The organism is Akkermansiaceae bacterium (assembly GCA_019634595.1).
Lineage (GTDB): Bacteria > Verrucomicrobiota > Verrucomicrobiia > Verrucomicrobiales > Akkermansiaceae > Luteolibacter.
The window spans coordinates 89,363-110,909 of the sequence record JAHCBC010000002.1; the positions used below are offsets into that span (position 1 = coordinate 89,363).

Consider the following 21,547-nt stretch of genomic DNA (forward strand, 5'->3'; position numbering starts at 1 on the left):
CCCCACGGGACCATTTTCATCCCATCGCTCTCAACCGGCCGAGCAGCGTTTCATCCGCAGTTCGCCGGGCAAGAGCCCGATGGTGAGAATTGTCATTCTTGGTGCAGGAGAGGATGTGGGGGCTTCCCTTGCGGATGGTGACGTGGTCGATGTCGAGATGGTGATCCCGGATCAAGCCTTCAAGCATGCCGCGGATGTCCTGGGGGTAGCGGAAATCATGCTTCCCGGCGGCGGGGTCCGCCATGAAGCCTATGAGTTGGCGGATGGCCTCACTGGATTTTTCGCATTGGTAACGGTAACCATAGCCGGTCCGGGCCTGGATTTCCGGAACGGAGCAGGGGCGGGACCAGTCCGGGTATGGAAGAAGCGGTCGTGCGACCTCCGCCGAAAGCAGGTCGCGGGCGAAGGCCAGAACGACAGGCACAAGCGAGGAAGGCGGAAGGCTGGCTTTCACAGGGATTTCCAACAATGCGGGTCCGAGCGTTTGCCGGACATAGTCCAGCGAGCGGTCGGCAAGGAGGAACCCGAGGGCTTTCCTGCGATGGGTTTAATCATCCAGCAAATGCGAGGCGGCGAGCAGAATGCGGGTTTCGACAAGGTTGCCGGGCGGGCAGGGAGTCGATTCTCCATAGGAGAGGTTGGGGGCTTTGGGAGCAAAGGCCGCCAGGAGGCTGGCGATGGGCCGTGCAGGTGGGGCACTTTCTCCGCACGATGCAAGGGCATCAAGGATGGTGAAGAGAGTGGTCCGGTTCTCTCCGGGTTCGCCAGCAAGGCGGTCGCGCAACGTAGCGAAAGCATCCGTACCGAAAGCCTGGTGGAGATCCCGCCAGAGAGGCGCGGTGCAGATTTCCCACGTCTGATCCGGGACAGAGGACATGAGTTCATCAAGGAGATCCCGGGAGCGGGTCCCGGCCAGTGAGCGGAGGACGAGGGCGAGCGGCGCATCCTCCATGCCCCGGTGATAGCGGTGAGTGACGTGATCCGGCAACCCCGTGATGACTGCCCGTGCCAGACGGTGGAAAGGCGAGCCGGGGCCATGTCTTTTCCCGGCGGAGAGATCAGCGAGCGCGGCACAGGCCCCTCGGAAGCCGTAGCGGCAGAGGATGTTTTCCTGGTCCTCCTTCGCCCAGAGAACGATGGCAGCGCGGCGGTACCAATGGTCCATGGTGCAACCGGCGTTGCCGGTGTAGCCTTCGGCTTCCTTTTCATCCGGCTCCCCCTCGCCGATGGGTTGGCGGGAAATAATGGCATCCTCCCCGATGTGATAGGAACCGAGATCCACCCGCCGGTCCCGCGCATCCCGCCAATGTTCGATGACGAGGGATTCATCGATGATTTCGCCCATGGTTCCGTCTTCCACGTCTTCATCATCGTCATAGCCGTATCCCCCGCTCTCAAGGGTGCCGCAACAATGGTAGGTCACGAGGCCGGCCAAGGCGGAAAAGCCAGCTTCCCCGGCAGCGGCAAGCAGCGCGCGGGCGCGGACGGTGTCCTCTCCCTTCAGATTTCCCAGGGAGAAATTCGCCTCGGTATAGCCATGCTCCAACAGGATGGCAGCGAGATCGCCCGGACTCTCCCGTTTCAGTTGCTCCAGCACGGGCACCAATGACCTTGCCTGCGCATCGGGAGGCTGGTTGAGGGCGTCCGGCTCCCCGGAATCGAGCCGGAGGTTATAAACCAGACAGCATCGGTAGCCGGAACGCACTGGCACCACCTCATGCTCGCAATCGGCGAAAAACGCGGCGTGCTGGAATTTGTGCCGGTGTTCCGGCTCGCTGAAATCGACTTCGATTTCCTTTCCCGCGTGGCGGATGAAGAGACCGCCTCCCTCATGGGCGGAAGGCAGCGCGATGATCAGCGTGCCGAACATGGCATCGAGTTTTTCGGTGTCGCGATGGGCTTTGAAATGCCCACCTTTCCCGTAAAGCAGCAGCTTGTAGGGATGGGCTGAGATTTTCCCCTGGATGCCGAGATTCTCACGGATCCGGACCACGGTCTGGTCGAGGAATTTCTTCCACTGCGGCGATTTAAAGGAGAATCGCGAGGCATCGATCTGCCAGCATTTGCGGACGGCTTCGTCCAATATGGTCTTCTCACCCAGGCCATAGGGGGCGGCCTCTGCCAGTGCAATCAACTCCTCCGCCTGCGAAGGCGGGAGCGGGAAGGCCAGTTCACCAATGCCATCGACATGCAGCCCGGGCAGAAAAAACGGTGCCGTCCCGGCGGAATGGAAATTCCCGCTGCCGGTGATGGAGGACAACGCTTCAAGCAAGGCCCCGGATGCTGACATGCCGGAGTTTGTGTCAGCCCGGGCCGCGATGTCAAAGCAGGCGAACCCGACAGGCTGGACACAGCCTTTCCTTTTGTCCTCAAACGATCTGTGGATCGCCGCAATGACTCTCGAACACCGGCTTCCCCCTGCTCAGCAATGACAGTCATTTCGACCTTGTTCCGGGGATCCGCCGCATTCCGTTATGAAGCGGTCCTATGATCGGAACCCGCAAAGGCGGACAACGGAAGGAATGAGGTGGTCTGAAAGGAGCGGATCACTTTCACTCCCCCCGTGCCCGCCACACCGATCAAATCCATCCTGCTCGCCGCCCGTCCGAAGACGCTGCCCGCCGCCATCGTGCCGGTGTGGGCGGGGTGTGTGCTATCATGGAAGCTCACCGGGGCTTTCAATCTCTGGCTGGCCATCTGCACGCTGGGCGGGGCGGTCGCCATCCAGATCGCGACGAACTTTTTCAATGACGCCATCGACCACGCGAAGGGCGCGGACACGGCGAAGCGGCTGGGACCGAAGCGGGTGACCGCCTCCGGCATGATGAGCCGGAGCAAGGTGATGAAATGGGCCGCCGGGTTCCTCATCGCGGCGGCGTTGTTCGGAGCGTTCCTCATCGAGGCTCGCGGCTGGCCGATCCTGGCCATCGGCATCCCGTCGCTGTTCCTGGCCTACGGCTATACCGGCGGACCCTTTCCGCTGGCCTACCGTGGGATGGGTGAGCTGTTCGTGATCCTGTTCTTCGGCTTCATCGCGGTGACGGGCACGGTGTTCGTGCAGACCGGCGGGTGGCCGAAAGAGGCGTTGCTGCTGGGCGGGCAGATCGGCCTGCTGTCGGCGGTGCTCATTTCCATCAACAATCTGCGCGACCGCGAGGAAGACGCCTCCACCGGCAAGCACACGCTGGCCGTGCGCTGCGGGCCGAAGTTCGCGGTCATGTTCATCTGGCTGCAGGTGAAGCTGGCAGCCTTCGCCGGGCTGGGCTGGGTCGCCTTTGGTTACCCTTATCTGGCCATCGCCAGCGCACCGGTGCTGCTGATGGGGCTGCGGATCATCTGGGGCCTGATCAGCACGCCACCCGGTCCCGCCTACAACCGCTACCTTGCCATGGGCGGCATCCAGCTCATCATGTTCGCGGCGGCCTATCACCTCGCAGCCGTTCTGAAACCATGATCTCCACCGGACAAAAGCCACTCATCGCCCGCTACCGCATCCGGAGCCGTGGCTTCCTCAACGCCATCTCCGGCCGCCGTGAGTTCGAAGGCGCGCTGATCCGCGTCGGCGACGGCTTCGGCTGCATCCATCCCTGGCCGGAGCTGGGCGACCCCACGCTGGACAAATGCCTCGCGGACCTGGAGGGACCGCGCCGCTGGCCCATCGTCCGCCGCGCGCTGCGCTGTGCCGAGTATGACGAGGCCGCCCGCAGCCGCGACGAATCCCTGTTCGAGGAAATGGAGGTACCGAAAAGCCATGCCACGGTCACCGATCCGAAGCTCCCCGCGATCCAGGAAGCGGTGGAGGCGGGCTTCACCGTCATCAAGATCAAGGGAGGCCGGAATCCGGAGAAGGAACGCGCGTTCCTGCTGGAGGCGGCGGAGGAGTTCCCCGCCCTGAAATGGCGGATCGACTTCAACGAGTCCCTCACCCCGGAGACGGCGGAGGCTTTCCTGCTGGGGCTGCCGGAAAAGGTGCGCGGCGCGATTGATTTCATCGAGGATCCCTGCCCGTTTTCGGAAACCGCGTGGCCTGCCCTCTACCGGAAAACCCGCGTCCCGCTCGCCATCGACCGTGAAGCCGGGCCTCACCGTGAAGGCGCGCAGGTCTGCGTCATCAAGCCCGCCATCGACGAGCCGTTCCTGCTGGCGGAGGCAGCCATCGCCCACCGGCAGCGGGTGGTGCTGACCAGCTACATGGACCATCCCTTCGGCCAGGCGTTCGCCGCGTGGGAGGCCGCGCGGCTGGAACTCCAGTTCCCCGGCATCACCGGCGTCTGCGGCCTGCAGACGCACCACCTTTTCGATGCGAACGAATTCAGCGAGGCGCTCGGCCCATGGTCGCCGGACTTTACTCCGCCTCCCGGCACCGGCCTCGGATTCGACGACCAACTCGAAGCGCTGCCATGGACGCGGCTCTACTGACCGATCCTTCGTTCTGGGATGATCCGCGGCCATTCGCGCCGGGGGATGACCGGCGCGCCCTGCCGGATCTGCCGGAACTGGAAGGTCATGTCCTTTTCCAGACATCCGGCAGCACCGGCACGCCGAAATGGATCGCCCTTTCCAAGTCCGCGCTGCTGCTCTCCGCGGCCTGCGTGAACCGCCACCTCGGCGTGACGGAGGACTCCCGCTGGGGACTGACGCTGCCGCCCCACCATGTCGGCGGCTTCGGTGTGGCGGCGCGGTGCTTCGAGGCGGCGTGCGGTTGCGCCACGTTTTCCGGAAAGTGGAATGCCACGGCTTTCCAAAAGTGGGCGGAGGAGAAGGCCATCACCCATACCTCGATGGTGCCGACGCAGGTGCATGACCTGGTGGCGGCGGAGCTTCCGGCCCCCGCGGCCCTCCGTGCCATCGTGGTGGGCGGCGGCAGGCTGGACGAACGGACCGGACAGGCGGCAAGGGATCTCGGCTGGCCGGTGCTGGCCAGCTACGGCATGACGGAGACCGGCTCACAGATCGCCACCCAGTCACCGGATCTACTGGATTCACCGTACGAAACAGGCCGCATCCCGCTGCTCGACATCTGGGATGTCCGCACGGCGGATGACGGCATCCTGGAGGTCTCCGGCCCTGCACTCTTTTCAGGAATCCTCCGCCCGGATGGGTCCGGCGGATGGAACTACGAGGAACGCAGTAGCGGATGGCACCGCACGTCCGACAGGGTGCTGTTACAGGACCGCCACATCACCCCGCTCGGACGCGCCGACCAGATCGTCAAGGTGCTGGGCGAACTGGTGGATCCGGAGGAGATCGAGCGCGAACTGGTGGGGATCTCCGGCGGAATCTTCGCTCCCGGGACATTCGCCATCGCCGCCGTTCCGGATGCGCGCGCGGAGCACCGGCTGGTGCCCATCTTCAAAAATACGATCCCGCCGGAATTGGTCCTCAACCTGCTAAAGGAGTATGAAATCCATGCTCCAGGATACCGCCGCCTCCAGCCCCCCGTGTTCGTCGAATCGCTTCCTTGCAGCCCGCTTGGGAAAATACTCCGGGCCGGGCTGCGAAAGTTGGCCGGCGGCTGAAAAGTTGTTGTCATCTCCGGAAAATCCAGCGAGCCTGCAATTACTTTGAAAAGCCGTATTAAATGGCCGCTCAACAAAAGTGGCCTACGCGATCACCGGTGGCGGGCCGGCGGATGCACCCCCTTACCCGCCATGTTTCCACCCATTGAATCATGATCAACCGTACCGATGAGTCACAGGCATTGATTACCGAAGAGGAAACCCTTCCCAAAATCAAAACCACCCGCAACCAATCTGTGACCTCTCGACCGCGACCGACGGAACTGGGCCTCACCGCCCCCAACCAGACCGCCAAAAACTACGTCCTCGACACCAACGTGCTGCTGCATGACCCGGCGGCGCTCGAACGGTTCAAGGAAAACCACCTCTGCATCCCCGTGGATGTCCTTTCCGAACTGGACAAGTTCAAGTCGGAGCAGACGGAGCGCGGAGCGAACGCCCGCCGCGTCCACCGCCGCCTGACGGAGATGTTCTCCTGCGCGCGGAAGGTCACCCGGGGAGTGGACACCGCGGAGGGAGGCACCATCCGCCTGGTGATCTATGATCCGGAGGCCTGCCCGAAGAACTCCAGCCAGCTCGACAGCTTCCACCGCATCTTCCCGGACCGGGAGCGGGTGGACCACCGCATCCTGGCCGCCACGCTCCTGCTGATGCAGCACAACAAGAGCCCCGTCGTGCTGGTCACCAAGGACATCAACATGCAACTCAAGGCCCGGGCGGTGGGCATCGATTGCCAGGACTACCTCAATGACAAGGTGGATGCCCGGGAGGTCTCCAACTACGAAGTCCGCCGTATCGAGGTGGACCCCATGGAGCTGCACCGGTTCTCCAGCACCGGGGAGCTGCTCATCTCCCCGGAACGCTTCACCGGCCTCGCCACGAACGAATACCTGCTGCTGGGCGCGGGGGAAAAGCAGACCATCCCCGCCCGCCTGCATGCCGACGGCCGCTTCGTGAAACTGAACATCCCGGAGGTGCTGAAGATCCCCGACGGACAGACGCTCAAGCCGCTCAACCTGGGCCAGCGTTTCCTCATCGACGCCCTGCTCAACCCGGACATCTCGCTGGTCACCTGCTACGGTCATGCCGGCACCGGCAAGACGCTCGTCGCCGTCGCCGCGGGCCTCCATGAGATGTTCAACCGGAGGTACAACGGCATCACCGTGAGCCGCCCGGTGGTGGCCATGGGCGACCAGCTCGGCTTCCTGCCCGGCTCGCTGGATGAAAAGATGCGCCCATGGCTGCAGCCGATCCATGATGCGCTGGACCTGCTGATGCGCCCGAACATCCCGCTGGGACCGAAGCGCAAGCAGCAGAAGCCGAACCCCGGCGCCCCGCCCGCCAAGAAGCCCTACGAGCTGCTGATGGAACAAGGCATCCTGGAAATCGAGGCGCTCTGCTACATCCGCGGCCGCTCGATCCCGAACCGTTTCTTCGTGCTGGATGAGGCGCAGCAGCTCACCCCGCAGGAAGCGAAGACCGTCGTCACCCGAATGTCCCGCGACTCGAAGCTGGTCCTCGTCGGTGACCCCGCCCAGATCGACAATCCGTATGTGGACAGCCGCAGCAACGGCCTGGTCTATACGCGGAACCGCCTCAAGGGGCAGCCGTTCGTCGCCCACGTCGCCCTCAACCGCGGCGAGCGGTCGGAGCTGGCGGAGGCTGGCGCACAGTTGATGTGACCCCCGCCTGACTCTTCTGATAGAGCGCGCGATGCCCACGGGGATCGCGCGCTTTTTCGTTTCCGCAAACAGGGGTCTGAAATTTTTTGTCCAATTTTCCGGTTTCATGACCTTGTGTGAAAAAGCGGGGTATTCCGTCCCGCACCTCCCACCACAAAACCCATGAAACCCAGCTTCCGTCATCTCCTGCCTCTGTGGCTCGCTTCCGCTGTCTGCGCGCACGCCGCCACGACCTATCAGGAAACTTTCCCGAACGCGACCGGAGGCAACGTGAGCCATGCCTCCATAGGCTGGACCACCGTCTATGGCACATCCGCGATAGATGGCTCCGCCAACACCACCAACAGCGCCAGCGGTGGATTCGTCGTGAGCAATCTGGGCGCCGGGTATGGTGCCAAGACGACCTTTGAGAGCAGCTACGGCCTGGCCTACACCACGGAGTTCTATGATCCGCAAAATCCCATCACCACGGCGGACATCTCCAGCATCTCCTTCCTCGCCCGGAACAGTTCCGCGAACGACCGCTACCGCATCGTCCTCGCCATTGATGCCCCGGGGAATCCCACCCAATGGTTCGTGTCCAACACGTTCTTCACCACGACCGCAGGGACCTGGGCGGATGGCGCGCAGCTCCGGGAGCTGCTCTTCACCACCGCTGCCTCCAGTTGGCGGAATATGACGGTGACCAGCAGCGCCTTGTCCATCTCGGACAGCACCCTCGGCTCGGCACTGCCAAGCGGCACCCTGGTCGCGGCGGGCCTGTTCCTTTCCGGCAACAATAACACGGCTGGAACAAGCGGTGGCGCCCATGTGAACACGATGCGCTATGACAACTTCACCGTGAACGTGGTGCCGGAGCCATCCGCCGCCCTGCTGGGCATCGCTGGATCCGCGCTGCTGTTGCTGCGGCGCAAGACGCGCGACACGGGCGGCTGTTGAAATGGAATTCATCCCCGGCGCGGCAATCATCCTGTCCGCGCCCCACGGGATGCTTTTCTAACAGTTTCTCCACTCCTGCCGTATTGACGGCCTCCGGACTCCCCCGAAGCATCGCCGCCATGACACGCGTGGAGTTCGATCAACTGGTGGAAGGCCTGGAGGAAAAATTCCGTGGCCGCAAAGACGCGCTGACACGATCCTCCATCTCGTGGGCGATGTTCGGCTACGTGGTGCTGTCCGTCGCCATCGTCTGTAGCCTGGCCCTGCTCGCAGGCTGCGTGTTCTTCATCATCCTCCATCCCAACGTCGTCACCATCAAGTTCGGGGCCGTGCTGGGCATCGCGGCCGGTGCCCTTTCCCTGACGCTCATCCGCAGCCTGTGGAACCGTCTGCACCCGCCGCAAGGCAAGGAGATCACACGGGATGAAACGCCGGCCCTCTTCGGGATGATCGATGACATCTCCGACGCCGCGGGCGGGGTGCGGTTCCACAAGGTTCTCCTCACGAACGACCTCAACGCCTCCGTGGTGCAACTGCCGCTGGCAGGCATCTTCGGCATGCACCGGAACTACCTGAGCCTGGGCCTGCCGCTGATGGACGCGCTGGAACCGGAGGAGTTCAAGGCGGTGCTGGCCCACGAGTTCAGCCACCTTTCCAACAAGGACGGCAGCACCGGCAACTGGATTTACCGCATGCGCATGACCTGGGAACGCGCGGCGGACGGGATCTTCCAGAAGGAAGGATTCCTCATCGCGCCGCTCAAGAAGTTCTTCGTCTGGTTCTGGCCGCGCTTCAACGCCCGGGCCTTCGTCCTTTCACGCTCCAACGAGTATCAGGCGGACGCCTTCGCGGCGAAGGTCACCTCCCCCGCCACCTCCGCCCGCGCGCTGCAGCGCGTCGATCTCCGGGCACGCCATCTGGAGGATGTGTTCTGGAAAAACATCAATCTCAGGGTGGCCGACGAGCCTCTCCCACCGCTGGCGATTTATGGAGAGATGAGGAGTTTCCTCAAAGCCGATCCGGAACCGGCGGCCGCTTCCCGCTGGCTCTCCCACGCGTTCTCTCTCGCAACCGGAACCTCCGACACCCACCCGAGCCTGAGCGACCGGGTCAAGGCATTGGGCATGCCGGTGGATTCGCGGTGGATTCCCACGTTGCGTGAGCACGCATCGGACGCGCTGCTCGGTCCGGAGTTTTCGGCCCGGGCGCGGGAAGCATTCAGCGGTGAGTGGCACCAGTTCGTCCTGGAGGACTGGCAATCCAGCCACCGGAGCCGCGCGGAGTCCCGGGACAAACTGCAGGAGCTCACCCCCACGACCGAAGGCGGGGACAGCGGGGAGACCGGCTGGCAGCGGATCATCCTCCGTCTGGAAGCGGAAGGGATCGACTCCGTTTTCCCGGCCCTGCGGGACTACGCCATCCGCCACCCGGAGCACAAGGAGGCGTCCTTCACCACGGCAAGCTACCTGCTGGAGCATGACGACCCGTCCGGGCTGCGGATCATGGAACGGCTGGCGGAGGACCCGATGGACACCCTGCAATGCCTCGGTGCGATGGCCGCCTACCATGACCGCCAGGGGAACCATGACGCCGTGAGGGAGATGAAGCGCCGGGCGGATCTCCATGATGAGCGGATGAACTCCGCGATGCACGCCCGCAACAACCTGACGAAGCGCGACACATTTCTTCCGCACGGCCTGGATGAGGAAAAGATCGGTGAGATCCGCGAACTCCTGGCCGGGGAAAAAAGCGTCCGCACCGCGTGGCTGGTCCGCAAGGAACACCAGGAGTTCGCGAACTGGAGCCATTACATCCTTGCCGTGGACCTGCGCTTCCCGTGGTACCGGTTCACATCGGACAACGACGTCCGGAGAGTGCTCCAGCGGCTGGTGGATGGACTGAAACTGGACGGCTACATCCTCGTCATCCGCGACGAAAAGGAAAACAAGCCGATCTGCAAAAAGATCCGTTCCCAGCAGCCGGAGGGCGCAATCTACACGGTCCGCTGAATCTCTTCGGCGGGAAGGCCGTGTGCCTCCGCCACCGGCTTGCAGGTCAGTTTTCCGCCGTGGGTATTGATCGCGGAGCGGAGTTCAGGCCGGGCTTCGCACGCACCCGCCAGCCCCTTGTCCGCGATGAGTGAGATCCACGGGTGGGTCACGTTGTTGAGGGCCTGGGTGGCGGTGCGGGCATACGCGCCCGGCATGTTCGCCACGCAGTAGTGGAGCACGCCTTCCTCCTCGTAGGTGGGATTGTCATGCGTGGTGGGACGGGTGGTTTCCGCGCAGCCGCCCTGGTCCACGGCGATGTCCACGAAGACGCTGCCGCGCGGCATGAGGCGGAGCATTTCACGCGTGATCAGCTTCGGAGCCTTCGCCCCCGGCACAAGGACCGCGCCGATGACCAGGTCCGCCCGCGGCAACAGGTCGGCGAGGTTCGCCTGGTTCGAATAAACCGTGTGGCCGCCCATGGTGATGTCGAGGAAGCGCATGCGCTCGAAGTCCACCTCGAGGATGGTGACATCCGCACCGATGCCGGTGGCGACGCGGGCGGCATTCACCCCGGCGGTACCTCCACCGAGCACGACCACCCGCCCGGGTGCGACGCCGGGCACGCCGCCCAGCAGGATGCCACGCCCGCCCGCGTGCTTCGCCAGATGGTAGGAGCCGACGATGGCGGCCATGCGCCCGGCGATCTCGCTCATCGGCTCCAGCAGGGGCAGGTGGCGGTTCACTTCCAGCGTCTCATAGGCCAGCGCGGTGCAGCCGCTGGCCATCAGTCCTTCCGTGAGCGGCTTGCTCGCGGCGAGGTGGAGATAGGTGAAGAGGAGGTGCCGTGACTCCAGCATGGCGATCTCCCCTGGCTGCGGCTCCTTCACTTTCACGATGAGATCCGCTTCCGCGAACACGGTCGGGGCATCTTCCGCTAAAATGGCACCGGCCTTTTCATACTCCCCGTCCGGATAGCTCGAGCCCGCTCCGGCACCCCGCTGGACGAAAACGCGGTGACCGCGCTTCACCAGCTCCACGACGGATCCGGGAGTCATGGCCACGCGGTTTTCCTGTGCCTTGATCTCAGTGGGAACGCCGATGTTCATGGGAAAGGAAGGCAATTCTCCGGATTGCCGGTTGTTGGGGATGGTGAAGGTGGATTGAAGAGGCAATCCGGAGGCTTGCCTTCCTTTCAGAGGGAACCGGCGATGACCCGTGAAAGCCGGGCAAGGGCCTCGTTCATGGCCGCGATCCTCGGGGACAGGTCGGTCTTGTCCGCCGACGGGGTGAACGGGACCTCCGTGCGGAAGTTACGGGGCTGCAGGGGCCGGCCATGCACCGGCTGGACCTTCCAGGTGCAGGCAAGCACCACGTGGTCGTGGTCCGCAGGCTCGAACTGGGAGATGCGGAGCTCCACCAGCGAGGTGTACTCCAGGGTGACGAAGTTGTTGATCGGCTGGATGTTCGATGACCCGGTGAGGCGGGTGAGGTTCATGGAAACGACGCGGGCGATGCCCGTATCCAGCGGCTCCGCCCACAGGTGGTAGTTGCTCATCTTCAGCTCGCCCGCCTTCACCCGGGTGACGATCTGCTGGCGGTCCAGATAACTCGGGAGCGATGGCCGGTTGATGGCGACGGCCGGTGTGGCGGATGACGGGTTCCTGTCCGGGATGGCGGGGTCCAGCAGGTAGGTGACGGAGGTGTCCTTCACCGGCTGGAGCACGTTGCAGGAAAAAAGAAGTAACGGAAGGAGGCAGAGGAAGGCTTTCATGGTGTTGGGTGGGCGTGGGGTGGAAGATGCCGGCTGAAGCCAGCGCTCCGTCATTCGTTCTCCTTGCCGGAGATCAGCGCGTTCGGGTTCCGTTTCAGATCGTTCGCCAATTCCTTGATGGCTCTGGAAGCACGCTCGGTTTCCTCCAGCACGTTCTGGAAACGCATCAGCACGGGTGCCCGCGGATTGCTGACATGGCTGAGTTCCGCGGCGGTTTCGTTGATCCTTTCCAGGCTTTCGTCCGCCCGCTTCAACACGGCGGAAAAGTCCGCCATCATCGGGTCGATGCCCGCGTTGATCTTCGCGGTGAGTTCGTTGATCTCCTTCAGCGACCCATCCAGACTGTCGATGGCACTGTTGAGCTTGTCGTTGCCGGTGATGGCCTGGATGTCCTTGGTGATGGTGATCACGTTGTCGTTGATCTCCTTCATGTTCAGGGCGGCCACCTGCTGCCGCGCCACCACGATGGTGTCCCGGAGATCCTTGATGATGCCCTCCAGATCCAGCGAGTTGAACTTGTCCAGGCCGCTCGAAATGCCCGCGATGAGTTCATCCATCTCCGTGCCCACGCTGGGGACGATGGGCATGCCCGGGTCCCTGCGCGGCTGGTAGGTGAAGCCCTGCGAGTTCGGCAGAATGTCGAACTCCACGTAAAGCTGGCCGGTCAGCAGGCTCTGCTGCTTCATGCCCGCGCGGAGGCCGCGCTTCACGGCATCCTCCACCCGTTCCGGATCGGAAAAGTCGATGGGATTCCCGCTGGTGGTGCCGATGTCCCGGATCGCCTTGTCCGTCAGCTCCACCACCACCGGGATGATCTTGCGGTTGTTGTCGGAGTCCACCAGCACGCTGATGGATTTCACACTGCCGATGCGCACGCCGCCGAACCGCACGTCCGAGCCGACCAGCAGGCCGTTCGCGCTCCTTTCGAAGAAAATCAGGATGTCGTGGGTGCGTTCGAAGTACTTGCCCGCGCCGAAGGCAACGAGGGCGAAACCCGCCAGGATCAGCCCGATGAGGGTGAACGCTCCGATGACCGTGGGATTGGCTTTCTTGCTCATGGCTGGCTGGCTTCTGGATCGTCGCCGCGGTTGAGGAACACACGGACGGCCGGGTTGTCGGAATGGTCGCGGAGTTCCCTTGGATTGCCGGTGGCTCCCTGGGTCCTTGTCGCAGTATCGAGGAAAATGGAGTTGTTGGCTACGGCGAAAATGCTGGCGAGTTCATGGGTCACAATGACGATGGTGGACCCCAGGCTGTCGCGCAGCCGCAGGATGAGGTCATCCAGCCGGCGGGAGCTGAGCGGATCCAGACCGGCCCCCGGCTCGTCCAGGAACAGGATGTCCGGGTCCAGCGCCATCGCCCGCGCGATGCCCGCCCGCTTGTTCATCCCGCCGCTCACCTGGGACGGATAGTAGTCCTCGTAGCCGGACAGGCCCACCAAGGCGAGCTTGTAGGAAACCAGGTCGGCGACCGACTTCGGATCGAGGTCCGTATTTTCCTCGATGGGCATGGCGATGTTCTCCGCCAGCGTCATGGAGGACCACAGCGCGCCGGACTGGTACATCACGCCGAAGCGGTTGATGAACGCGCCGCGCTCCGACGGATCCGTCCGCGTGAAGTTCTTTCCATCGTAGAAAACCTCACCTTCCGCCGGTTCCCGCAGCCCGATGAGGTGGCGCAGCAGGGTGCTTTTCCCGCAACCCGAACCGCCCATGATGATGAAGATGTCCTTGTCGTTGATGTCGAAGCTGAGGTCCTTCATCACGACGAAGGAGCCATAAGCCATGGTCAGGCCGCGGACGGATATTTTCGCGTTCGGAGCTTCCATGGATCAGATGTCGAGAAGGGTGAAGATGGCGGCGAAGGCGGAATCCAGGACGATGACCGCGGTGATGCCGGCCACCACCGCCTTCGTCGTGGCTTCCCCGACGGCCGCGGAGGAATTCCCCGCCCGCATCCCATGGAGGCAGCCGGCGATGGCGATGGCCGCACCGAAGAAGAAGCTCTTGAACACGCCGAGCGAGGCGGTGGTGATGGTGACCGCCGTGAGCGTCTCATGCCAGTAGAGGATGGGCGGGATGCCCACCGCCGCGCCCACCAGCATACCGCCGAGGATGCCCACCACGTTCGCATAGATGGTCAGGATCGGCATCATGAGGATGAGCGCGAGCAGCCGGGGCAGGACGAGGAAATCGAACGGGTCGAAGCCGAAGGTCTTCAGCGCGTCGATCTCCTCGTTCGCCTTCATGCTGCCGATGTTCGCCGCGAATGCAGCACCAGTTCGGCCGCTCATGATGATGCCGGTCATGACTGCACCCATCTCCCGCACCATCGCGATGCCGACGAGGTCCGCCACATAGAGGTTCGCGCCGAAGTTCGCCAACTGGACATTTCCCACAAAGGCGAGGATGAGGCCGATGAGGAAACTGATGAGGGAGACGATCGGCAGGGCCTGCGCCCCGCTCTGCTGGACGATCACCCAGAAATCCCGCCAACGGAACCTGGCCCGCCCCCTGAAAAAACGCCCTAGCGCCAGCATGGACTCCCCGACGAAATCCGTCAGGCATCCCAGGCCCTGGGCGATGTTGATCGAAACCTTCCCCAGCTTGCGGATGTCCGACTCATCACGGGTGGTGGACTTCGCCTCGCTCCGCTCCGGAACCGCGAGCGCGAGTTCCATCAGCCCGCGCAGGTCCTCCGGCAGGCCGTCGAACGGAGGCGTTTCCTCCGCCTGCCCCTCCGCCGCCGGAACTGCCCGGAACACGGATAACAGGAAAGCGGGCAGCGTGGAGTCATACCTCCCGAGGGCGGAGGTTTCATAGGAAACGGGGGCACCCTCCGGGGCGTCTCCGGAAATCTCGGGGCGCGGCCCGGAACGGGTCCAGTCCCCGGCCAGCTCCAGAACCCCACCGCCTTTCCAGACGGCGGTCGGTTTCATCTGGTCGCTGGCTTCCATTTTGGCGGAATCTTGCGCCATTTTCCTGTCAAAACAAGAAAGGAAGCACCTCCCGGGGAGAAAGCCTTGCTCTTGCAAGATGCCCGGATGGCACTATGACCGGCAGATGATCGCCGCCACGGTTATCGAGCGCATCAGGACATTCTTGAAGCCAGACTGGCCAACGCCGAAGCGGGCAAAGGAAGGTTCATGAGCATCCAGGAACTTCGCAAACGCCTGCACGGAACTTGATGAGAACGGTCGTCGTTTATTCGGACGCGGCGAACGACTTGGAGGAAGGCCGCGACTTCTACGACTTCCAGGAACCCGCACGGTAATGAACGGTAATCGGCCGCCCACCGAGAATCCCACGGTGCATCCATTGACAGCATCGCGGAGACGGATTTAACTGCTCCCCAATGCGCGCCTGCCGATGGATCCTGACCTGCGTGATGGCTTTCTCATCACTGGGCTGCGGATTGTTCCCGCAACAGACGACCTGGAAGGACGCGGTGAACCGGCAGGTCGGCCAGCTCGGCTACCGGAACTGGATCATCATCGCGGAAGCATCCTTCCCCGCCCACAGCCGCCACGGTTTCCGCCAGGTCACCGCCAACGTGGAAATCCCGGAAGCCGTTGACTACGTGCTGAACGCGCTGGAAATGACCCAGCATGTCCGGCCCCAGGTGTTCCTGCCGCGGGAGCAGCGGTCGATCGAGAACGACTTCGCGCCCGGCATCGATGACATGCGGAAGAAGACGAAGGAGGCGCTCCACGGCCATGAGGTCACGGAACTGGACCAGCAATCCCTGCTGACCCTGCTGGAGGACGCCAGCCGCAGCTTTGACGTGCTGGTCATCCGCACCCAGACGGCCCTGCCCTATTCCTCGGTGTTCCTCGAGCTGCAGCCCGGCTATTGGGACGCGGATTCCGAGTCACGCCTGCGCGACCGCATCAACGCGGAAAGGATGCGAAAAATCTCGCGGCCCGTTCCTTGAGCGGCATTCTTCCCGCGTGAGCAGCAAAGACGAAGAAATCCGCCTGGAACGTGCCAACGCCTGGATCGGCGATGCGGTGCTGGCCCTTTTCGCCCGCCAGTTCGTCCTGAGGGAACGGAACATGATGGATGGCGAGTGGTTCACCCGCATGACCTCCAACGAGTTTCTCAGCGCGTTCGGCAACCCCACCCGGGTGGAGGCCTCCATCGGCAAGCTGTTCCTGGAAGGTGGCCTGGAGGCGGCCTTCGCCTGGATGGACGCGGAGCTGGTGCCCCTGTTCCGCCGCCAGATCGCCAAGCGGCCCTGATTTCCGGAGCCGGTTCTCAGAACAGGGTGGCCAGCTTTTCCAGCGGGCGGGAACCCAGCAGCACATAGACCTGGTCCCCGTCGATCCAGCGGGCAACCGCCCATGGTCCGTTCTGGGAAAGGGTCGGGTGATCCCTCGTCGGGAGTTCCCCGCAGACGTCCGCCCGCTTGAAGATGACCAGATGGACCCGGCCATTGACCGGCTCATCGAAGCAGACGAGCGAGCCCCGCTTTCCATCAATCACCAGTTCCCGGCAGCCTTCGCCCTGGGCACCGACCAGTCCCGGGGGCAGCCGCTTCGCGCAGGGCAGTTTCTGCTTCTCCAGGATCTTCTCCAGCTCGCCATGCGGCTGGCGGTGTTCCTCGAAGCCGAACAAGGGGGACTCGAAGGTGCGGATGAAACTCGCCTGGACCACATCGACCGGCACCGTGGTGGAGGCCGGGATGACCGCTGAGATCGCTTCCGGAGGGACGCTCCGGTCGATCGTGAAAAGAAACGCCAGGCCAACTCCCGCGGCGGCTGCCGCCGGCCACGCCGCCTTGCGCCACCAGCGGCTCCCCGGCTGGCGGGCTTGGGCCGTCGTCGCCATGGAGGCCAGCACCCGTCCACGGAGGCTGTCCGGCGCGGCCATGGAGGCCAGGCCGCCGATCATCCAGGCATCGAGCCCTGATTCCGCCTGTGGGATGCCACCCAAGCCGGCGGTTTCCAGGCCGAGGATATCCTGCCGCAATGAAGCAGGGGCTTGCACGGAGCCGAGAGCCGCCGCGAACGCGGCATCCACCGCCCGTTCCCCGGCCAGCCACTCACCCAGCTCACGGTCCTCCGCGGCAAGCTGGAGGGCCGCGGCGAAATCCTCATCCCCCGCGTCCGCACCGTCAGGGCGGAAGCTGCCGAGCAGAAACTTTGCCTCGTCCTTATCCATGGCGTTTGCCCAGCGCCTCCGGTTCGAGTTGCAGGATGTTCTTCGGCGCGCTGGCCGGCTCCGCGGTCATCTGTTTGCGGAGCATTTCCTTTCCGCGGGAAAGGCGGGACATCACCGTGCCGATGGGGATCTCCAGGATCGCCGCGATTTCCTTGTAGCTGTGCTGCTGGAGATAAAAAAGCGCCACGGGAGCGCGGTAGGTTTCATCCAGGGTTCCGAGGATTTCCAGCGCGCGGGAGCCGTCCATCTGCCGCTCCGCATCCCCCTGGGGGGCCTCCGCCTCGCAGATGATCTCCTCGTTCAGCTCCGTGTCGGAAAATTTCGCCGCGTGCCGCCGCTGGCTGAGGAACTCACGGTGCAGGGTGGTGAAAAGCCAGGTCTTCGCCTTCGAGCGGTCCCGGAGCTGGTCGCCCTTTTCCGCCCAGATGCAGAACGTCTCCTGCACCAGATCCGCCGCCCGGTCCGCGTTGCGCGTCAGCGACATTCCGAACCGGAACAACGCCTGATAATAGGAATCTACCAATTCCGCGAACTCACTCATCGTTTCTTATGACTCACCACGGATGAAACTATTCCGGAAATCTCCGCTGAAAAACATCTCTTTTCTCGCATGATTTCCACCCAACCCCTACGTATCAGGAAACTCATGAAAAGATTGCTTACAATTTTTCTCGCATGCTCGGCAGCCGCCCAAGCCGACCTGAAGCTCGAAAAATCCGAAGGTTCAATGAAGGTCACCGATGGTGGAAAACTCATCACCGAGTACCGCACGGACTGGAAAGTCCCCTACCTTTATCCGCTTCTCTCGCCATCCGGCGCGAACCTCACCCGCCACTGGCCGACGAAGGAAGGCATCGCGGAGGAAGCGACCGACCACCCCCACCACCGGTCCGTGTGGATGGGCCACGGTGCCGTCAACGGCGCGGATTTCTGGGCGATGAAGGGCGAGGGCAACCCGACCATCATCCACAAGGGCTTCGGAGCGGAGACGAAGACCGCCGCCGACAGCGTCTCCTTCACCGCGGATCTGGAGTGGCAGGCGCACGGGAAGAAGCTGATCGACGAGAAGCGGGCCATCACCGTCCGCAAGATCAACCCGACCACCAGCACGCTGGAGTTCACCTGCACCCTGACCGCCGCGGAGGACGTCACCTTCGGCGACACGAAGGAAGGCATGTTCGCCTTCCGCATGGACCGCACCTTGCGCCTGAAGGGCAAGCAGGCGAAGGCCCACATCATCGACAGCAAGGGCGTCACCGATGCGGACACCTGGGGCAAGCGCGCGGACTGGGTGGCCTACCACGGACCGGATGAGAAGGGCGAGCCGGTCGTCGCCGCACTGTTCGACCATCCGAAGAATTTCCGCTACCCGACCTACTGGCACGTCCGGGACTACGGCCTCGTCGCAGCGAACCCCTTCGGCATCCATGACTTCGAAGGAAAGAAAGACCAGCCCACGCTGGGCGACCACGCGCTGAAAAAGGGCGAAGCCATGACCTTCCGCTACAGCATCGTCGTCCACCACGGAGACCTGAAGTCCGCCGAACTCGGCAAGCTCTGGGAATCCTTCTCGAAGAACTGATCCACCGAACCCTCAAACCCAACACATCCGTAAATCCATGAACCGCCGCCGTTTCATCAGCACTTCCGCCTTCGCCGGAACCTTCTCACTCCTGTCCCCGCTGGCACGCGCCCAGGGCGCGAACGGGGATGCCCGCGTCGCCATCATCGGCTTCAACAGCCGGGGCAAGGCGTTGCTCGAACAAGTCCTCAAGGCGAAGGGAGCCCGCGTGGTCGCCCTCTGTGACGTCGATTCCGGCGTCCTCGACAAGACCGCGGACGCACTCGACAAGAAGGGCATCAAGGTCGCCAAGTTCGACGACTACCGGAAGTGCTGCGAGTCGAAGGAAATCGACGCCGTGGTCATCGCCACGCCGAACCATACCCACGCCCTCATCGCCTCCACCGCCGCCGCGAATGGCAAGCACGTCTATGTGGAGAAGCCGGTTTCCCACAACGTCTGGGAAGGCCGCCAGCTCGCGCTCGCCGCGGAAAAGCACAAGGTCATCATCCAGCACGGATTCCAGCGCCGCTCGGAGACGGGCTGGCTGGACGCCGCTGCGTGGGTGAAGGAAGGCGGCATCGGCAAGGTGACGCTGGCCCGCGGCTTCTGCTACAAGCCGCGCAAGGCGATCGGCAAGGTCGGCGCGCCGAAGCCCCCCCCGTCCAACGTGAACTACGACCTGTGGTGCGGACCGCGCGAGGTGGTCCAGGTTCCCCGGGAAAAGTTCCACTACGACTGGCACTGGCAGCAGCCGTATGGCAACGGCGACCTCGGCAACCAGGGGCCGCACCAGCTCGACGTCTGCCGCATGTTCATCGGGGATCCGGATCTCCTTCCGGCTTCGGTGATCTCCGCCGGCGGCCGCCTCGGCTATGAGGACGACGGTGACTGGGCGAACACCCAGATCGTCTGGCTCGACTACGCCCCGGCGCCGATCCTCTTCGAAGTCCGCGGCCTCCCCGCCAAGGGCCTCAAATGGGAAGACGGCATGGACAAATACAAGGGCGTCGATCTCGGCAACATCATCGAGTGCGAAGGCGGCTGGCTCGCCGGAGGCCATGGTGGTTCCTGCGCCGCGTTCGACAAGGACGGCAAGAAGATCAAGGAATTCAATGGAGCCTCCCCGCACATGCAGAACTTCATCGACTCCATCCACTCCGGGAAGATCGCGAAGGAGCGCCAGGTCGAGTCCGGCCACCTCTCCGCCGCGCTGGCCCACATCGGCAACATCTCCTGGAAACTGGGTGCCAAGGGCGGCCTGAAGGAAGGGGATTCCGCCTTCACCAACCCGGCGGCGAAGGATGCCTTCGACCGCATGGTGACCCACCTGGAGGCGAACGGCGTGGATCTCGCGAAGACCCCGCTCTCCGTCGGCAAGTCCCTGACGCTGGACACCGCCAACGAGAAGTTCAACGGCACCGGAGCGGAAGAGGCCAACGCCCTGCTCAAGGGCAGCTACCGCAAGGGCTTCGAGCTGGTTTCCTGATACCTTCCATCCATCACGGAAAAGGCGGGCCGGGTGACCGGTCCGCCTTTTTTCATGGTTGTCGGGGAGCGCATGGAATGGCGCCAGCTTTTGGAGTGCGGCGGCCCTCCGCCGCTTTGGAGGAAGATGTCGCCAGCGGAAAGCAGCACGAAAGGACGGCAGACTTCTTGGTGCGGAGACTTCCGAGGCTTTGGGGAACTCATACCCGCAACTGCATAGCGGCGGAGAACCGCCGCACTCCATGACGCTGCCGCGAAAATCCGGCTCACCACTCCGGATCCACCTCGAAACCATCTTCAACTTTCACCTGATTGGTTTTGAAGCGGTAGATGGATTTCACCATCGCTGCGGAAGCTTCCCGTTCGAACCAAGCCGCCGAACACCATGGATACTGGTTTGCAACCAGAACAAGCCCGTGTTTGACGGGATTCTGGTGCACGTAGTTCAACCGGGCGAAATAGCCGGTCTGGTAAGTGAGCTTCGTCTCCCGGAAATTGAACCATACCTGCCTCCGTGGCGTTCCATCCAGACGGTTCACCCATCCCGCGGTTTTCGCATGCAGCATGCCGAGCATGGAAGAAAGATTCGCCGCGTCGGTGGGAGAGTTCCCGATGAAGTGGTAGTGGTTGGAAAAAACCGCCCAGGCTTCGAGATTCCATCCGAAATCGCGGGCGACGGTGAGCAATCCACGATGGAGGACCTCAAGACGTTCGGCACCGCGGAAGTGATGGGCCTTCAGATAGGTGCCCGCCGTAACGAAATACGCGCCACCCTCCACCAGCCGGTGTGGCGGAGCATGGGGCCATGGCGTTTCCGGCATGGGAGAGTGATAGGAAACAAAATAAGGAAGGGCGATATTTTATGGCGCCAGCTTCTGGAGTGCGGCGGTCTTCCGCCGCTTTGGGGAAAAATGTCGCCACTGAAAACGGCGGAAAGGGACAGCAAGCTCTGATACGCGGAGGGCTTCCGTCGTTTGAGGAAAGTCCCTCCATCACCGGATAGCGGCGGAGAACCGCCGCACTCCATGACGCTGCCGCGTTGACGGCGGATCAGCGGGACTTCCAGTCCACTTCCTTCGCGTCGGCCCAGAGTTCCTCGAGGGCGTAGAAGTCGCGCATTTCCTGGTGCATGACGTGGACCATGACATCCACGTAGTCGAGGACCACCCAGCGGGTGTCGGCCTTGCCTTCGGTGAAGGACGGGGTGTTGCCGTTGTTTTCCTCCACCACGGCGGCGATTTCCCGGATGACCGCGCGCAGGTGCGGCATGGAGTTTCCGGAGCAGACGATCATGTAGTCCGTCAGGGTGGAAACGCCGCGCATGTCCCAGACGCGGATGTTCTCCGCCTGGATGCCGTCAGCCGCCTTCGCACACGCCAATGCCAATTCTTCTCCGTGGATCGCCATAATTTCCCTTCGCGGGACGGCCACCAT

At 63.3% G+C, this 21,547-nt stretch carries 21 protein-coding genes; 10 read left to right on the forward strand and 11 right to left on the reverse strand.

What is annotated here, in order from left to right; genetic code table 11:
- Positions 1–16 precede the first annotated feature (16 nt).
- Positions 17–454: a hypothetical protein gene (locus KF712_06100; protein ID MBX3740542.1), complete on the reverse strand. Its 438-nt coding sequence runs from the start codon at positions 452–454 to the stop codon at positions 17–19.
- A gap of 93 nt (positions 455–547) precedes the next feature.
- The gene (locus KF712_06105; protein MBX3740543.1) at positions 548–2,290 is read right to left on the reverse strand and encodes a 2OG-Fe(II) oxygenase; all 1,743 of its coding nucleotides are present in this window, start codon (positions 2,288–2,290) and stop codon (positions 548–550) included.
- 273 nt (positions 2,291–2,563) lie between these two features.
- Between KF712_06105 and menA the strand changes: the two genes are divergently transcribed.
- From menA to KF712_06135, 6 genes are all read left to right on the forward strand, one after another.
- Positions 2,564–3,454 (forward strand): 1,4-dihydroxy-2-naphthoate octaprenyltransferase, encoded by an 891-nt coding sequence (gene menA / locus KF712_06110; GenBank protein ID MBX3740544.1) that lies wholly within the window; start codon positions 2,564–2,566, stop codon positions 3,452–3,454.
- Complete coding sequence (locus KF712_06115; GenBank protein ID MBX3740545.1) at positions 3,451–4,419, forward strand: hypothetical protein; 969 nt, start codon at positions 3,451–3,453, stop codon at positions 4,417–4,419. The genes menA and KF712_06115 overlap by 4 nt, the downstream gene beginning before the upstream one ends.
- Positions 4,401–5,519, forward strand: a complete 1,119-nt coding sequence (locus KF712_06120) for an AMP-binding protein (protein MBX3740546.1) — start codon at positions 4,401–4,403, stop codon at positions 5,517–5,519. The genes KF712_06115 and KF712_06120 overlap by 19 nt, the downstream gene beginning before the upstream one ends.
- Positions 5,520–5,671: 152 nt before the next feature.
- On the forward strand, positions 5,672–7,201 hold the full coding sequence (locus KF712_06125; protein MBX3740547.1) for a PhoH family protein: 1,530 nt from the start codon (positions 5,672–5,674) through the stop codon (positions 7,199–7,201).
- A 162-nt stretch (positions 7,202–7,363) separates the two neighbouring features.
- Positions 7,364–8,140, forward strand: a complete 777-nt coding sequence (locus KF712_06130) for a hypothetical protein (GenBank protein MBX3740548.1) — start codon at positions 7,364–7,366, stop codon at positions 8,138–8,140.
- Between the two features lie 119 nt (positions 8,141–8,259).
- Positions 8,260–10,149, forward strand: a complete 1,890-nt coding sequence (locus tag KF712_06135; GenBank protein MBX3740549.1) for a M48 family metalloprotease — start codon at positions 8,260–8,262, stop codon at positions 10,147–10,149.
- Here KF712_06135 and ald read toward each other — a convergent pair.
- The 5 genes from ald to KF712_06160 all read right to left on the reverse strand — a co-directional run bounded on the left by ald (position 10,134) and on the right by KF712_06160 (position 14,840).
- Positions 10,134–11,237 (reverse strand): alanine dehydrogenase, encoded by a 1,104-nt coding sequence (ald, locus tag KF712_06140; GenBank protein ID MBX3740550.1) that lies wholly within the window; start codon positions 11,235–11,237, stop codon positions 10,134–10,136. The two genes, KF712_06135 and ald, sit on opposite strands and share 16 nt — an antisense overlap.
- 86 nt (positions 11,238–11,323) lie before the next feature.
- The gene (locus tag KF712_06145) at positions 11,324–11,902 is read right to left on the reverse strand and encodes a membrane integrity-associated transporter subunit PqiC (GenBank protein ID MBX3740551.1); all 579 of its coding nucleotides are present in this window, start codon (positions 11,900–11,902) and stop codon (positions 11,324–11,326) included.
- A gap of 50 nt (positions 11,903–11,952) precedes the next feature.
- Complete coding sequence (locus KF712_06150) at positions 11,953–12,960, reverse strand: MCE family protein (GenBank protein ID MBX3740552.1); 1,008 nt, start codon at positions 12,958–12,960, stop codon at positions 11,953–11,955.
- Positions 12,957–13,730 carry an ATP-binding cassette domain-containing protein gene (locus KF712_06155; protein MBX3740553.1) on the reverse strand — a complete coding sequence of 258 codons (774 nt, stop codon included), beginning with the start codon at positions 13,728–13,730 and terminating at the stop codon, positions 12,957–12,959. The genes KF712_06150 and KF712_06155 overlap by 4 nt, the downstream gene beginning before the upstream one ends.
- A gap of 3 nt (positions 13,731–13,733) precedes the next feature.
- On the reverse strand, positions 13,734–14,840 hold the full coding sequence (locus tag KF712_06160) for an ABC transporter permease (protein ID MBX3740554.1): 1,107 nt from the start codon (positions 14,838–14,840) through the stop codon (positions 13,734–13,736).
- A 416-nt stretch (positions 14,841–15,256) separates the two neighbouring features.
- Between KF712_06160 and KF712_06165 the strand changes: the two genes are divergently transcribed.
- Together KF712_06165 and KF712_06170 are read left to right on the forward strand one after the other, a co-directional pair.
- Positions 15,257–15,835: a hypothetical protein gene (locus tag KF712_06165; protein MBX3740555.1), complete on the forward strand. Its 579-nt coding sequence runs from the start codon at positions 15,257–15,259 to the stop codon at positions 15,833–15,835.
- Positions 15,836–15,851: 16 nt separating this feature from the next.
- Positions 15,852–16,142, forward strand: a complete 291-nt coding sequence (locus tag KF712_06170; protein ID MBX3740556.1) for a hypothetical protein — start codon at positions 15,852–15,854, stop codon at positions 16,140–16,142.
- A 16-nt stretch (positions 16,143–16,158) separates the two neighbouring features.
- On the opposite strand, the gene KF712_06175 is transcribed toward KF712_06170, so the two are convergent.
- Both KF712_06175 and KF712_06180 read right to left on the reverse strand, forming a co-directional pair.
- On the reverse strand, positions 16,159–17,064 hold the full coding sequence (locus KF712_06175) for a hypothetical protein (protein ID MBX3740557.1): 906 nt from the start codon (positions 17,062–17,064) through the stop codon (positions 16,159–16,161).
- The gene (locus tag KF712_06180; GenBank protein ID MBX3740558.1) at positions 17,057–17,605 is read right to left on the reverse strand and encodes an RNA polymerase sigma factor; all 549 of its coding nucleotides are present in this window, start codon (positions 17,603–17,605) and stop codon (positions 17,057–17,059) included. Before KF712_06180 ends, KF712_06175 begins: the two co-directional genes overlap by 8 nt.
- Before the next feature lie 105 nt (positions 17,606–17,710).
- Here KF712_06180 and KF712_06185 point away from each other — a divergent pair, with 105 nt between their 5' ends.
- Entirely contained in the window at positions 17,711–18,646 is a 936-nt protein-coding gene (locus KF712_06185) for a PmoA family protein (protein ID MBX3740559.1), read from the forward strand.
- Between the two features lie 37 nt (positions 18,647–18,683).
- A complete protein-coding gene (locus KF712_06190) occupies positions 18,684–20,114 on the forward strand; it encodes a Gfo/Idh/MocA family oxidoreductase (protein ID MBX3740560.1) in 1,431 nt (476 codons plus the stop codon).
- Between the two features lie 265 nt (positions 20,115–20,379).
- On the opposite strand, the gene KF712_06195 is transcribed toward KF712_06190, so the two are convergent.
- Positions 20,380–20,934 carry a transposase gene (locus KF712_06195; GenBank protein MBX3740561.1) on the reverse strand — a complete coding sequence of 185 codons (555 nt, stop codon included), beginning with the start codon at positions 20,932–20,934 and terminating at the stop codon, positions 20,380–20,382.
- 229 nt (positions 20,935–21,163) lie between these two features.
- On the reverse strand, positions 21,164–21,523 hold the full coding sequence (rsfS, locus tag KF712_06200; GenBank protein MBX3740562.1) for a ribosome silencing factor: 360 nt from the start codon (positions 21,521–21,523) through the stop codon (positions 21,164–21,166).
- Positions 21,524–21,547: the final 24 nt, after the last annotated feature.

Excerpts from the sequence above, each read along its gene's own strand:
- KF712_06105 (MBX3740543.1), bottom strand. The coding sequence starts at position 2,290 with ATGTCAGCATCCGGGGCCTTGCTTGAAGCGTTGTCCTCCATCACCGGC.
- KF712_06115 (MBX3740545.1), top strand. The coding sequence starts at position 3,451 with ATGATCTCCACCGGACAAAAGCCACTCATCGCCCGCTACCGCATCCGG.
- KF712_06120 (MBX3740546.1), top strand. The coding sequence starts at position 4,401 with ATGGACGCGGCTCTACTGACCGATCCTTCGTTCTGGGATGATCCGCGG.
- KF712_06125 (MBX3740547.1), top strand. The coding sequence starts at position 5,672 with ATGATCAACCGTACCGATGAGTCACAGGCATTGATTACCGAAGAGGAA.
- KF712_06130 (MBX3740548.1), top strand. The coding sequence starts at position 7,364 with ATGAAACCCAGCTTCCGTCATCTCCTGCCTCTGTGGCTCGCTTCCGCT.
- KF712_06135 (MBX3740549.1), top strand. The coding sequence starts at position 8,260 with ATGACACGCGTGGAGTTCGATCAACTGGTGGAAGGCCTGGAGGAAAAA.
- ald (MBX3740550.1), bottom strand. The coding sequence starts at position 11,237 with ATGAACATCGGCGTTCCCACTGAGATCAAGGCACAGGAAAACCGCGTG.
- KF712_06145 (MBX3740551.1), bottom strand. The coding sequence starts at position 11,902 with ATGAAAGCCTTCCTCTGCCTCCTTCCGTTACTTCTTTTTTCCTGCAAC.
- KF712_06150 (MBX3740552.1), bottom strand. The coding sequence starts at position 12,960 with ATGAGCAAGAAAGCCAATCCCACGGTCATCGGAGCGTTCACCCTCATC.
- KF712_06155 (MBX3740553.1), bottom strand. The coding sequence starts at position 13,730 with ATGGAAGCTCCGAACGCGAAAATATCCGTCCGCGGCCTGACCATGGCT.
- KF712_06160 (MBX3740554.1), bottom strand. The coding sequence starts at position 14,840 with ATGAAACCGACCGCCGTCTGGAAAGGCGGTGGGGTTCTGGAGCTGGCC.
- KF712_06165 (MBX3740555.1), top strand. The coding sequence starts at position 15,257 with ATGCGCGCCTGCCGATGGATCCTGACCTGCGTGATGGCTTTCTCATCA.
- KF712_06175 (MBX3740557.1), bottom strand. The coding sequence starts at position 17,064 with ATGGATAAGGACGAGGCAAAGTTTCTGCTCGGCAGCTTCCGCCCTGAC.
- KF712_06180 (MBX3740558.1), bottom strand. The coding sequence starts at position 17,605 with ATGAGTGAGTTCGCGGAATTGGTAGATTCCTATTATCAGGCGTTGTTC.
- KF712_06185 (MBX3740559.1), top strand. The coding sequence starts at position 17,711 with ATGAAAAGATTGCTTACAATTTTTCTCGCATGCTCGGCAGCCGCCCAA.
- KF712_06190 (MBX3740560.1), top strand. The coding sequence starts at position 18,684 with ATGAACCGCCGCCGTTTCATCAGCACTTCCGCCTTCGCCGGAACCTTC.
- KF712_06195 (MBX3740561.1), bottom strand. The coding sequence starts at position 20,934 with ATGCCGGAAACGCCATGGCCCCATGCTCCGCCACACCGGCTGGTGGAG.